Source organism: Campylobacter sp. IFREMER_LSEM_CL2090 (assembly GCF_025771865.1).
Taxonomy (GTDB): Bacteria; Campylobacterota; Campylobacteria; order Campylobacterales; family Campylobacteraceae; genus Campylobacter_D; species Campylobacter_D lari_D.
This window is the reverse complement of the sequence record NZ_JAKMRA010000007.1, coordinates 93,600-106,526: the sequence shown is the minus strand read 5'-3', so window position 1 is coordinate 106,526 and position 12,927 is coordinate 93,600. Positions and strand designations below refer to the sequence as shown.

The 12,927-nt window shown below is 30.3% G+C and carries 14 protein-coding genes; all 14 read right to left on the bottom strand.

Annotated elements, in window-relative coordinates:
• Nucleotides 1-2: 2 nt before the first annotated feature.
• Genes hisC through greA form a run of 14 tightly spaced genes read right to left on the bottom strand, consistent with a single transcriptional unit; the run spans nt 3 to nt 12,925 of the window.
• Complete coding sequence (gene hisC / locus L8V85_RS05695; RefSeq protein ID WP_263664590.1) at nt 3-1,094, bottom strand: histidinol-phosphate transaminase; 1,092 nt, start codon at nt 1,092-1,094, stop codon at nt 3-5.
• On the bottom strand, nt 1,084-2,157 hold the full coding sequence (gene pheA, locus L8V85_RS05690) for a prephenate dehydratase (RefSeq protein ID WP_070255253.1): 1,074 nt from the start codon (nt 2,155-2,157) through the stop codon (nt 1,084-1,086). Before pheA ends, hisC begins: the two co-directional genes overlap by 11 nt.
• Entirely contained in the window at nt 2,154-2,915 is a 762-nt protein-coding gene (locus L8V85_RS05685; RefSeq protein WP_263737637.1) for an HAD-IIA family hydrolase, read from the bottom strand. The genes pheA and L8V85_RS05685 overlap by 4 nt, the downstream gene beginning before the upstream one ends.
• A 1-nt stretch (nt 2,916) precedes the next feature.
• Entirely contained in the window at nt 2,917-4,122 is a 1,206-nt protein-coding gene (gene lysA / locus L8V85_RS05680) for a diaminopimelate decarboxylase (RefSeq protein ID WP_263737636.1), read from the bottom strand.
• Between the two features lie 17 nt (nt 4,123-4,139).
• Entirely contained in the window at nt 4,140-5,201 is a 1,062-nt protein-coding gene (locus tag L8V85_RS05675; protein WP_220566586.1) for an LptF/LptG family permease, read from the bottom strand.
• A 3-nt stretch (nt 5,202-5,204) separates the two neighbouring features.
• The gene (pth, locus tag L8V85_RS05670) at nt 5,205-5,744 is read right to left on the bottom strand and encodes an aminoacyl-tRNA hydrolase (RefSeq protein WP_263737635.1); all 540 of its coding nucleotides are present in this window, start codon (nt 5,742-5,744) and stop codon (nt 5,205-5,207) included.
• A 1-nt stretch (nt 5,745) separates the two neighbouring features.
• A complete protein-coding gene (locus L8V85_RS05665) occupies nt 5,746-6,282 on the bottom strand; it encodes a 50S ribosomal protein L25/general stress protein Ctc (RefSeq protein WP_133319540.1) in 537 nt (178 codons plus the stop codon).
• Nucleotides 6,283-6,328: 46 nt separating this feature from the next.
• Complete coding sequence (locus L8V85_RS05660) at nt 6,329-7,300, bottom strand: transaldolase (protein ID WP_263737634.1); 972 nt, start codon at nt 7,298-7,300, stop codon at nt 6,329-6,331.
• Nucleotides 7,297-7,923, bottom strand: a complete 627-nt coding sequence (gene serB, locus L8V85_RS05655; RefSeq protein ID WP_263676223.1) for a phosphoserine phosphatase SerB — start codon at nt 7,921-7,923, stop codon at nt 7,297-7,299. The genes L8V85_RS05660 and serB overlap by 4 nt, the downstream gene beginning before the upstream one ends.
• A complete protein-coding gene (locus L8V85_RS05650) occupies nt 7,923-8,441 on the bottom strand; it encodes a chemotaxis protein CheW (protein ID WP_133319537.1) in 519 nt (172 codons plus the stop codon). Before L8V85_RS05650 ends, serB begins: the two co-directional genes overlap by 1 nt.
• Nucleotides 8,442-8,445: 4 nt before the next feature.
• Nucleotides 8,446-10,752, bottom strand: a complete 2,307-nt coding sequence (locus tag L8V85_RS05645; RefSeq protein ID WP_220566582.1) for a chemotaxis protein CheW — start codon at nt 10,750-10,752, stop codon at nt 8,446-8,448.
• Between the two features lie 2 nt (nt 10,753-10,754).
• Nucleotides 10,755-11,708, bottom strand: coding sequence for a chemotaxis protein (locus L8V85_RS05640; RefSeq protein ID WP_133319535.1), 954 nt, complete (start codon nt 11,706-11,708; stop codon nt 10,755-10,757).
• Nucleotides 11,708-12,436 (bottom strand): UDP-2,3-diacylglucosamine diphosphatase, encoded by a 729-nt coding sequence (locus L8V85_RS05635; RefSeq protein ID WP_220566581.1) that lies wholly within the window; start codon nt 12,434-12,436, stop codon nt 11,708-11,710. Before L8V85_RS05635 ends, L8V85_RS05640 begins: the two co-directional genes overlap by 1 nt.
• A gap of 3 nt (nt 12,437-12,439) precedes the next feature.
• Nucleotides 12,440-12,925 (bottom strand): transcription elongation factor GreA, encoded by a 486-nt coding sequence (gene greA, locus L8V85_RS05630; protein WP_039619215.1) that lies wholly within the window; start codon nt 12,923-12,925, stop codon nt 12,440-12,442.
• Nucleotides 12,926-12,927: the final 2 nt, after the last annotated feature.

The window sequence follows — 12,927 nt, the reverse complement described above, 5'->3', positions numbered from 1 at the left end:
AACTAAAAATTTTTAGAAAACTCTTCAAAAAACCTTGAATTTTCATACTCTGTACCTATACTTATACGCACAGCATTTAAACCATAACTTTGTAAATTTCTTATTATTATACCGTTTTTAAGCAGTTTTTCAGATAAATCTGTGCTATTTTTTTCATCAAAAAAATAGGTAATAAAATTTGTATAGCTTGGAATGTATCGAATTTTATAATTTTTAGCAAAATCTTCATAAAGTTTCATTTGTGAAAAATTATTTTCTAAGGTTTTTTGCACAAACTCATCATCATCTAATGCAGCAACAGCAGCTTTTAAACTCAAATTAGTCACATTAAAAGGTGCTCGTAATTTATAAAATGCATTGATAATTTCCTTGCAAGCTATACCATAACCCACTCTCATGCCACCCAAACCATAAAGCTTAGAAAAGGTTCCTAGATATACTGCATTTTGAAATTTATGGATTAATTCTTTAGGATTAATATGTTTTTTGCTATCTTTAAATGAAGCAAATTCATTATAAGCTCCATCAATGGCTACCAAACAATCCTCATCGATTTTCTCTAAAAATTCAAAAACCTCACTTGCGTCTAAACACTCACCCAAAGGATTATTTGGCAAGCATAAAAAGATTACTTTAATTTCATTTTTATGCTTTTGATATAACTCATATAACTCATTTAAATCATGGGTTAAACTTGGAGTTTTATAAATCTTAACTCCTAGTTGTTTTGCATAAATTTCATACATAGCAAAACTAACCCCACATTGCAAATAAGCCTTAGAATGATCAAGTTTTGCATGTACTATATATTCTATGATTTGATCACTCCCACTACCTATGATGAGATTTTCTTTTAAAATATCATATTTTTGCGCTAGAGCTTGTTTTAATTCACTCATAGTATCATCAGGATATAAATGAGCTAAATGTGCATTATTTATGATGGCTTCTTTAGCTTTTTTACTTGTGCCATAAGGATTTTCATTACTTGCTAGTTTAATAACTTCTTTTAAACCATATTCTTTAGCAATTAAATCCATATCCTTGCCACTTTCATAAGTTTTAATAGCCTCTAAAAAAGGATTAAATTTCATTGCTTTCTCCTGATAAATATGATCCAAGCCATTTTATATGCTCAGCTTTTTTTAATACTCTTTGGACATTTTCATCATCAATATGTCCTTCAAAATCTATATAAAAACTATGCACAAATTCTCTTGTTTTTATAGGGCGCGATTCAAGTTTTGTTAAATTTATCCCCTCTTTTTTAAACTCATATAACAAATCGCTAAGCCCACCTGGTTTGTGTGCAGCAAGTGCTAAGATAGAAGTTTTACAATGAGGCATTTGAGGTATTTTTATATCACTTAAAATCAAAAACCTAGTGCGATTTGCCAAATTATCCTCAATCGTTTCAAATAATATAGGTACATTATAAAGTTTTGCTGCAATTTTAGAGCAAATCGCAGCTGAAGTAACATCTTGCGAAGCTAAATAAGCCGCATGAGCTGTGGATTTGCTTGCTACAAATTCTACTTCACTTAAATCATGACTTTCTAAAAAATTTCTACATTGATTATAACCTTGTGGATGAGAATATATGCGTTTAATATCTTTTAAATTTTCACTCATACTTACAAAAGAATGATGAATGTCCATATAAATTTCAGCAAAAATCTTTACATCCTCATATTTTCCAAGACAATCAAGCGTCACACCCACTGCACCTGCTGTATTATTTTCTATAGGCACTACTCCATATTTTGCTTCTTTGTGAGCTAATTCTTTGAAAACATCTTCTATATTTGCAAGTGGAGTATAACGACTCATAGCACCAAAACGCGTTCTTGCTACTTGATGTGTATAGCTTCCCTCAGGTCCTAAATAAGCTATGCTTTGGGGCATTTCTAAATTTCTTGATACAGCAAAGATTTCTTGATAAATTGCTTCGATTGCATTTTGATCTAATAAACCATGATTATAATTTTTAAGTCTATTTATAATAGCCCTTTCGCGCTCAGGTCTATAAATACTCCCACCTAAATTTTGCTTAATAACTCCTATATCTTTAACATGAAGCATTCTTTCATTAAGTAAAGCCAAAATTTTATCATCGATAGTATCGATTTTATTGCGTAATTTTTCTATCTCTTTCATTTAAACCTCGATATGTAGTAATCCTTAATACTATCATATACAAAATTAAGTTTAGTTGTATCAAGACCTTGAGTGTTAGAAATTTTACCGCTTAAAACTAAGGCTGTTTGCATGCCAAGCCCATAGGCATCAAGCAAATCACCTTTAAAATCATCACTGATGATTAAAGTCTTTTCAAAACTCACATTACAATCTTGCTGTTTTAATAAATTTAAAGCACTTTCATAAAAAGCCTTACTAGGTTTTCCTATCACTTTATAATCAAACTCGCATGCATTTTTAAGCATAGACATGATACTTCCAACACCTGGATAAAGCCTTGAGTTTTTCTTATAAATACTACCCTCATGCATTGCTATAGCTTGCACGCCATCTTTAATATACTCTATCATATTAGCAAAATCTTGAAAATTAAAATCATCATAACTTGCTAGTAAAAATGCTTTTGGATTTTTATAATCAAGCTCATAACCTAACTCTTGAAGTGAATCTAAAAATTCTTTTGCCCCAAAAGCTGCTATTTTACAAGGTTTTAAATAATCTTTTAAAACACAAAAAGGATCAATATAAACTTTTTCATTAATTTCAAAACCCAAATTTTGCAAATAATTTAAAAAATCTAATTTTTTGGTATTATTAGTAATAATTACATAAGGAATTTTTTCTTTATTTAAAGATTTAATGAGTTCTAAAGCACCATTTATAGGACTTTTATCATAATCTGAAATCAAAGTTCCTTGCACATCTAAAAACAACATTTCAATCCTTTAAAAAATCAAGCTCTAAAGCAATTTGATCCTCATAACTTTCTCTTTTTCTAATCATTCTTACCTTGCCATTTTCACAAGCTAGCTCACATACTCTATTGCGAGTATTGTAATTACTACTCATGCTAAAACCATACGCACCTGCGCTTTTAACTATGATCAAATCTCCTGCTTTTGTTTTAGCTAGTTTTCTATCTTTAGCTAAAAAATCTCCACTCTCACAAACCCCACCAACAATATCACAAAGGCTTTCTTCTTTATTTTCACTCAAAAGCTTGATTTCATGATAAGCACTATATAAACTTGGACGCAATAAATCATTCATCGCCCCATCAATAATCACAAAACGCTTTTTATCATTAAATTTTTCATATAAAACTTTAGTAACAAACTCGCCTGCATTTGCTACCAAAAACCTGCCAGGTTCCATACCTATACACACATCAAGACCTTGCAAACTTGCTAAAATTCCTTGAGCATAATCATATAAATTTGGCTCTTGTTCATCTTTATAACAAACTCCTAAACCCCCGCCTATATCAAAGAATTTAATATTAATTTTCAAAGCTAAAAGTTCTTTTACTAATTTTGCAACAATCGCTGAGGCCTCATGGATACTACTTATATCAAGAATTTGTGAACCTATGTGAAAATGCACTCCAACTGACTCTAAAAATTGTGAGTTTTTAGCATAAAGATACATTTTTTTAGCACTTTCTATATCTACACCAAATTTATTTTCATGCAAACCTGTAGAAATATAAGGATGTGTTTTAGCATCTACATTTGGATTTACCCTTATGCTTATACGAGCTATCTTTTGACCTTCTTTAGCAATTTGCTCCAAAAGAAGCATTTCTTCATAACTTTCTAAATTTACATAAAGTATGTTTTGCTCTAAAGCATATTTTAATTCATCAGCACTTTTTCCAACCCCGCTAAAAATAATTTTATAATTTTTAGCTCCTGCTTTTAAAGCTCTATAAATCTCACCCGCACTAACACAATCAAACCCACTATCCAAAGAAGCTAAAAGCTTTAAAACACTTAAATTAGAATTTGCTTTGACTGCATAAAAAATTTGTGATTTTCTTGCCTTAAAAGCATCTTTTAACATTGTAAAACGCTCTTTAATTTTATCAAAATCATAAATATAAAATGGTGTGTTGTATTCTTTTGCTAGTTTTAAATAATCCATAAAAACCTCACTTGTAGTTATTTGTGTTTAAAATAATAAAAACTTCCTATACTTATTAAAATAAATACTGGTAGCATTATACCAAGCTCTGGAAGTAAAATTTCATTTTCACTCAATCTTGTTAATAAAAACAACAAACCCCAAACTAAAAGTATGCACACAAAAAACACAAAAGCTAAAAGTGCGAGATTAAAAAATCTTGCTGTTAAAGGAAAATAATAATACACAATAAGCATTAAAAATGGCGCAAAAAATGGTGTAAGAACTAAAGAATATAAACTTGTTCTAAGTGTATTAGTAGAAATATTTTGTTTTGCAAAAATTGCCATACTTTCTAGCGCGTCTAAAATAGAATAAGAAGGATTGCTCTCTACTAAAGAAATTCTTTCTAAGATTTTTGGAGAAAAGTCTTCTAAGCCTTTGATATTTTTAAATTCTTCTACGCTTAAACCCTCTTTTGAAACAATCAAATTTTGTGGTACATTAGTAGCTTTAGCGTCATTTAAGTTCCAAGAATCTCCATCAAATTTAGCAGTTTTTGCATGGATTGTGCTTTGAATGTCTAAATTTTTTACATCAAAGATTTTTATATTATATAAGGTTTGAGAACTTGTTTTTTGTATATAAATAAATTTATCATTATATTTAATCAAAACTTCCCCACCCTCTCTATCTACAACGCCACGCTTGAGAATATTACTTTTATATTCATCTGCATAAGCAAAGGCGCTAAAATTAAGTCCTACATAAACACAACAAAAAAACATAGCCCATAAAAAAGGATAAAAAATCACTTGATTTTTACTTAAACCCAAAGCATACAAGCTAACAAATTCATTCGAGCGTATCATATTAAAAATACATAAAACCAAAGCAAGGACTATAGCTAAAGGTAGTATATAAGAAGCTGCTGAACATGTTAAGAAAAATATATACAAAAGCTCTAAATTTGCACTTTTTGGCAGTCTATTGAAATTGAGTAAAAAATCAATCGCTACGAAGAAAAAAGTCAAAGAAAAAAATAAAATAAAAAATGATTTTAAATACAAAGATGAAATATAGCGAAAAAATATACTCATCGTTTAACTTTTTAAAGAATATTTTGAAGCGATTTTTTCTATATCAGAATTTAAAAGCTCAAGTAAAGCTTTTTTGCTATGTTCTAAAACCTTAGTTAAACTTTCTTGTTCTTCTTGTTTAAATTTTCCCAAAACATGAGAAATTACATCTTGTCCTTTTCCTACTCCTATGCGTACCCTCTCATAAGCATTGCCACAAAGATTATCTATACTTTTAAGCCCATTATGTCCACCGCTTGATCCACCCATTTTAAATTTCAATGCACCCAAATTTAAATCTATATCATCATGGATTACAATGATTCTATCACATTTATAATATTCACTAACAGCTTTTACACTTTCTCCTGATAAATTCATATAAGTGGAAGGTTTTAAAAAAAAAGTAGAAGAGCCTTTAAAAAGCTCTCCTTTAAATTTGGGATTTGAAAGCTTTGTTGTTTGCAAATCTTTCAAAATTAAGTCAATTAGCATAAACCCTACATTGTGACGGGTTTGGGCGTATTGTTCTCCTATATTACCAAGTCCTACGACTAAGGTCATTTTATCTTGCTTTTTCTACGCCAACTACAGCTACTCTATCAGCATCAACCATAGTTACACCCTCAGGTACAACTACATCGCGGATTAAAAGTGCATCACCAACATCAAGTTTAGTTACATCTAATTCAAAATAATTTGGTAAGTTTTCAGCTGCACATTTTACTTTCAATCTTCTTTTTGATTGGATTAAAACACCTTTATTTTTAAGACCCATAGCTGTTCCTACGATCTTTACAGGAACCATATATTTAGAAATAACACCTTTTTGTGCTACTTTTAAATCTACGTGTTTTAATTCTGCAGTTACAGGATCTTTTTGATAATCAACTACCACAACATTTAATACTTTATCTGCTACTTTTACATCAAAAGCTAAAGTAGTTTTTTTGCGTACTTCTTTAATAAATTCATTTACTTTAAAAGCAGCATTGATGTTTTCTAATCCTTTTCCGTAGATGTTTGCGATTAGATAACCATCTCTTTTTAAAGCTTTAGCAGCTTTTCTACCGATACTCTCTCTAACGATACCTTCTAACATCTGTTTCCTTTCTAAAAAAATAAACGCTAATTATAGCCAAATAAGTTTATAAAGATTTTAAAATATCTTCATAAGCTATGCAAAATTGCTCCAAACCATCATCAAGCAAATCTTTACAAGCTTTACTTAAAGCATCTTTTGAAATATTTGCATTTAATTTTTTCTCTATACACTCATCTTTTAAAGGCTCTTTAAATATAATTTTCTTACCTTTAAAAGCCTTAATAGCATCTAGTGGTGCAGTATTAATAGCTTTATCATAGAGTAATTCTTTAATATAATAATCTTTTTCTAAATCATCACCCTTAACACCTGTACTTGCAAATAAAGCTCTAATATTTGTTTCATTTTGTTTAATGATATAATTATAAGCCTTTGTTGCAGTAAGAATTCCTATATAATTTTTATCTAAAACTTGATTATTTAATAATCTATCAAAACGGCTTACAAAAATACTAATAACTGCTCGAGGCTCTTTTTTAGCTGTGGTATTATTTTTTCTAAATTCTTTTAAACCTAAATTTAAAGCTTCAAAGCATTTTTTAGTTTGCTCAAAATCAAAAATCAAAGTAGCGTTAACATTAATACCATTTTTCATTAATTCTTGCATTACTTCATAAGAAGCTTCTGTAGCAGGAATTTTCATCATCACATTTTCTTTTGCAATTTGCGTGTATAATCTTTTTGCTTCGGCCAAAGATAGGCTAGTATTATCTTTTAATCTTGGGTCAATTTCAATACTAATAAAACCATCATTATTTTCATAATAATTAATAGCTAATTTATCCGCAGCCTTAGCTATATCTTCTATCGCAAGATACTCATATAAAGCTTTTTTATCTTTAAGATTTGATTTTTTGATTTTTTCTTTATAAATAGCTGAGTTTAAAATCGCATTTTTAAAAATAGCAGGATTTGAGGTAGCACCATTAATTGTTTTTGAGTAAATTAAATCTAAAAATTCATGATCTAAAAATTCATTTTCTATAAAATCACACCATAGCGAAAATTTTTTCATTGTATTGCCTTTATTATTTCTTTTAAATCTTTCTTATCTATACAAATATCTGCATGAGATTTTAAAATTTCTTTGGCACAAAAAGCTATTTTTAATCCACATTCTTTAAACATAGAAATATCATTAGCTCCATCGCCTACACACATAATTTCTTCTGTTTTTAAATTTAAAAATTTCTTAAGTCTTTGTAGTATAATACCTTTTGAGTTATTAAACATAATTTCTCCGCCAACTTTTCCTGTTAAAAAACCATTTTTACTATGTAAAAAGTTAGCAAAACCAAAATCAAAATGAAGTTTATTTTGTATTAAATCAATTCCTTCATGAAATCCACCACTAAAAACGATTATTTTTATATTCTTACTTTTTAAATATTCACATAATTCTTTAGCGCCATTCATCAAAGGTAAATTTTCACAGCATTTCTTTACCTGCTCTATAGGCATACCTTCAAGCAAAGCTACTCTAGCACTTAAGCTTTCAAAAAAATCAAGCTCACCATTCATTGCTTTGTTGGTGATTGCTTTTACAGCATCACCAACATTATATTCTTGCGCTAAAATATCGATAGTTTCCCCATCCATTAGCGTAGAATCAAAGTCAAAGGCACAAAGCTTTATCATTAAAACTCACGCTTTAATAAAGCTTCAGCTTTTAATATAGTCAAGATATTTTCTTCTCTTTTGCCTATACCAAAAATCATACCTTTTTCTTTTAGTAAAGTTTCAGGTGGCGGATCAATCCTGCTTCTGTGAATTTTAATAGCTTCTGTTAATCTATCTATCACAAAGCCTGCATTACCTGCAGGAGTTTGATTGCCATTTGCTATACCTTTTAAAACAATATATCTTGTTTGAGGAGTCATTTTAGAACTACCTTGATTAAATCTTTTAGCAAGATCAATCAAAGGCATAACATTACCCCTCATATTAAACACACCTAAAACATAATCAGGTACACTTGGAACCCTAGTATATTCTATAGGTTTAATAATTTCTTGGATATTAAGAATTGGAATAGCGTATTCCTCATCTCCTACCACGAAACCAACAAGCTGAATAATATCCTCTTCTTTATCTACATCAGGTTCTGCAATTTGCGCTTGTTGTTTTTGCAAAACCTGGTTTAATTTATCATTCATCTTCTTATCCTAGTTTTAAATTTTTTCTAACTACATTTTCTAAGTACTCTGGAGAGTAAGGCTTAGTAATATACTCAGTCATTCCTACTTCCACACCTCTTAAGCGGTCTGATTTACTAGTTCTTGAAGTTACTGCAACAAGTGGGAGGTTTTTATATTTAGAATATTTTCTAATTTCACCTGCTAAGGTATAACCATCCATTCTTGGCATTTCAATATCAATCAACACAGCATCAATATCATGCTCGCCTGATTTAATTGTATTTAATGCTTCAACACCATTAGTTGCTTCTATAATACTTACACCTAGTGGCTCTAATGATTTTTGCATGATATTTCTATCCATTTTAGAATCATCCACTATAAGCACTGTATAATCACTTGGTTTTTCTTTAGTTGTTTTTTTAGATTGCGATTCAATTTGTGCTTTAATATCAACTTTAATTTCTTTAGCTATATCCATCATAGCAGCAACATCGATAATCAAAGTTACTCTACCATCACCACGGATAGTTGCTCCTGCTATACCTTGGATATTTTGCAAATACTCACCCATAGACTTGATAACAATTTCTTCTTGACCTACTAAAGTATCTACTATAATACCAAGCTTACTTTCTGCCACACCTATAACAACTACATAAGTTTGATCAGTATTTTCAAGCACTTGTTTTACGCCAAATACATCTGAAAGTCTTACTAAAGATAAAACCTCATCTCTTAAGCGAAGTACATTTTTACCTTCAATGGTATAAATATCATCAATTGGCACTCTAACTGTTTCAAGAACACTTGCAAGTGGAATAGCATAAAATTCTTCTTGAGTTCCCACAAGTAAAGATTGAATAATCGCCAAAGTAAGTGGAATTTTAAGCTTCATCACAGTGCCTTTTCCAAGCTCACTATCGATTTCAATCACACCATTTAATTTTTCAATATTAGTTTTAACAACATCCATTCCAACACCACGCCCTGAAACATTGGTGATTTTTGCAGCGGTTGAAAAACCTGGTTTGAAAATCAATGCAAATGCTTCTTTATCACTCATTTGATCAGCTTCACGCTCTGTGATTAAGTTTTTCTCTATTGCTTTTGATTTTAACACATCAGCATCTAAACCTTTACCATCATCGGCAATTTCAACAACGATATGATTTCCTTCATTATATGCTTTAAGATTAACCGTTCCTTTTTCTGGTTTACCATTAGCTATACGCGTTGCTGGATCTTCTATACCATGATCACAAGAATTTCTAATCATATGCATAATAGGATCGCCAATTTCTTCTACAATAGACTTATCAAGTTCAGTTTCTTCCCCTGAAATTTCAAGCTCCATTTGTTTACCAAGTTCACGGCCTAAATCACGCACAACTCTTGGGAATTTATTAAATACTTTCGCAATAGGTTGCATTCTTGTTTTCATAACCGCAAGTTGAATATCTGTAGTGACAATGCTAAGTTGAGAAACAACTTGATTTAATTCTTCTAAGAATTTTTCTCCATCATATCTTTCTTCAACATCATCATAAATTTTTAACAAGCGGTTTTTACCTAATACAAGCTCACCAATTAAGTTCATTAAATGATCAAGTCTTTTAACTTCAACCCTAATTGTTTGATCCATATTTGCACCGCTGCTTCCACCACCTGCTGCAGGGACCTTTTTCTCAGCTGCTGCATTTTGTGCCTGTGGAGCTGGCTTACTTGGGGTTGGAGTTGATTCTTGAGTTTTTTTCTTTTCAGCGCGTCTTGCTTGATCTTCAGCTTTTCTTACTTTTAAAAGTCTTTCAATTTCAGCTTCAACTTCATCATCACTAAGTTTATTTACATCAACTTCAGGTTCTTCAGCTTTTGGCTCTTCTTTAACTTCTTCTTTTGGCTCTTCAGCCTTAGCCGGAGTAATTGATTCTAAACTTTCTCCTTCTGAAATTGCGGTTAATCTTGCACAAATTGGAGCTATATCAAGTCCGATTGCTGTATCATTTCCATTATCTCTAATAGAATTTAATAAAGTTTTCATCATATCAATAGATTCTAAAACTACATCCATTACTTCAGGAGTAATTTTAAGCTCATTATGTCTTGCTTTATTTAAAACATCTTCCATATGATGAGTAAGTTTTGTTAAAACATCAAAATTTAAAAAGCTTGATGATCCTTTAACAGTATGCGCAACGCGGAAAATTCTATTTAATAATTCTAAATCTTCAGGATTTGCTTCTAATTCAACCAAATCATGATCAATTTGCTCGACTAATTCAAAGGCTTCAACTAAAAAATCCTCAAGTATTTCTTGAATATCTTCCATTTTTACTCCTCACCTTTTTCATGTTTTGCTATGATACGAGAAATTTCAGCAAAGAAATCACTTGCATTAAATTTAACTAAATACCCATCTCCACCTGCTTCTTTAACACCTTTATCACTCATAAATTCATTTGATAAAGAAGAGTTAAATACGATAGGAATATTTTTAAATCTCTCATCATCTCTAACTTTTGCTGCAAAATGGAATCCATCCATTTGTGGCATTTCAACATCACTTACAATAATTTTTAAATGTTTATTTAAATCGCTGCCATAAGTACTATAAAGCTCTTCTAGTTTATGTAAACCTTCAACACCATCTTTAGCTTCAATTACTTTAAGACCGATTTTATTTAGTAAATCTTTAACAAGTTTTCTTGCAGTTGAACTATCATCAAGTGCTAAAGCCATACCTTCGATTTTTTGAATTTTATCATCGTCAATATCAGTTTGCGGGGTATAAATTCCAAGTTCTTGCACTATACTTTCTAAATCTAGGATAAGTAAAACCTCATCTCCTTCGATCTTAGTTACACCAGTAATTTTACCTTTATCTAAACTACCCGCACTTGTTGCAAAAGTAGCTGGTTCAATATTTTTCCAATTAATTCTACGAATTCTTTTCGCCTCATGGACAATAAAACCGATTAAAACATTACTAAATTCAGTAATGATAACTCTAGGTTTTATATTTGTCATTTCTGGTTCTTGAATTTGCATCCATTTTGCTAGGTTGATTACAGGAATCACCACGCCACGAAGATCAAAAATACCTTCTACATATTCAGGTACTCCTGGAATTTCAGTCAAAAAAGGAATTTTAATGATTTCTCTAACCTTAGAAACATTTACACCATAAATTCCCTCATAGACTTTATCGTGGCCTTGCTTAAAGATGCGAAAATCAACAAGTTCCATTTCATTTGAACCTGTTTTAACGACATTCTCATCAAACATTATGCCTCCTTAAGTTCTATTTTGTGAAATCTGATTTCTGGCTCATATTTTACTATAAAAAAACTTTCCTTGTATGCAAAAGTAGCTAAATTTAGATATTTTATATCTTCATTTTTTAAAAATACATCTTGATGATAATGACCTTCTATTACAAAGCCTATATTATAGTGCTTTAAACGCTCTTTTACTAAAGCAGAAAAATGGGGAATTTTTCTAATAAGTTGTTTTTTGTTTTGATTTTTTAGAATTTTTTGAGTAATTCTTTCTTTACTAATAACATTTAAAAAATTTAAAAAAAGTAGCAAATAATGATTTCTTAAACTTTTTAAGCAAAATTGCAAAAAAGGTTTTAAAAAAATATCCCCATGGGCTAATTTTACTAAGGTTTTATCTTGAAATTCGCAAAGCAAGGGTTGTTGTTTTATACTAAAAACTTTCACTTTTTTAAAAAATTTAGCTAAATTAAAATCATGATTGCCTTCTAAATAAATGATTTCAATTTCATACGCAAGTTCTTCAAGTAAGTCTATATAAGCTTTTGCAAAATCATGCGTGGCCTTTACTTCATAAATTAAAAGATCAAATATATCACCCATTAAAAAAAGCTGTGGAGTTTGAATTTTTTTATTTTTTAAGGCTTGCAAAAACTCCCAAAAACCACGCCTATTTTTATTTTCATGCGCATCGGCAATAAAAATAGCATTTTCTTTTATAATTATTTTTTGCAAAAATTAAAATTCCAAAGCTTTGTATTCTATAGAAATGATTTCAAATTCACTCTCGCCTTTTGGCAAACGCACTTTAAAATCATCCCCTTCTTTTTTACCAAGCATTGCTTTAGCAATAGGCGAACTAATGGAAATATAGCCTTTTTCTAAATTTCCTTCATTTACCCCTACCAAAGTATAAGTGCTTTGTTTTTCACTTTCTAAATCCTCTACAACAACAGTTGAGCCAAATTTCACACTATCATGCTCATAAGAAGATGGATCGATGATTTGTGCTCTTGAGATCAAATCTCCAAGTTCAGCAATCTTTCCTTCTATAAAAGCTTGTTTTTCTCTAGCCGCGTGATATTCTGCATTTTCTTTTAAATCTCCATGGCTTCTTGCTATGTCTATTTCTTCTACTACTTTTGGGCGTTCAACTTTTTTTAAATGCTCTAATTCTTTTTCTAATTTCTCATAGCCGTATTTACTCATAGGTTCTTTTTGCATGA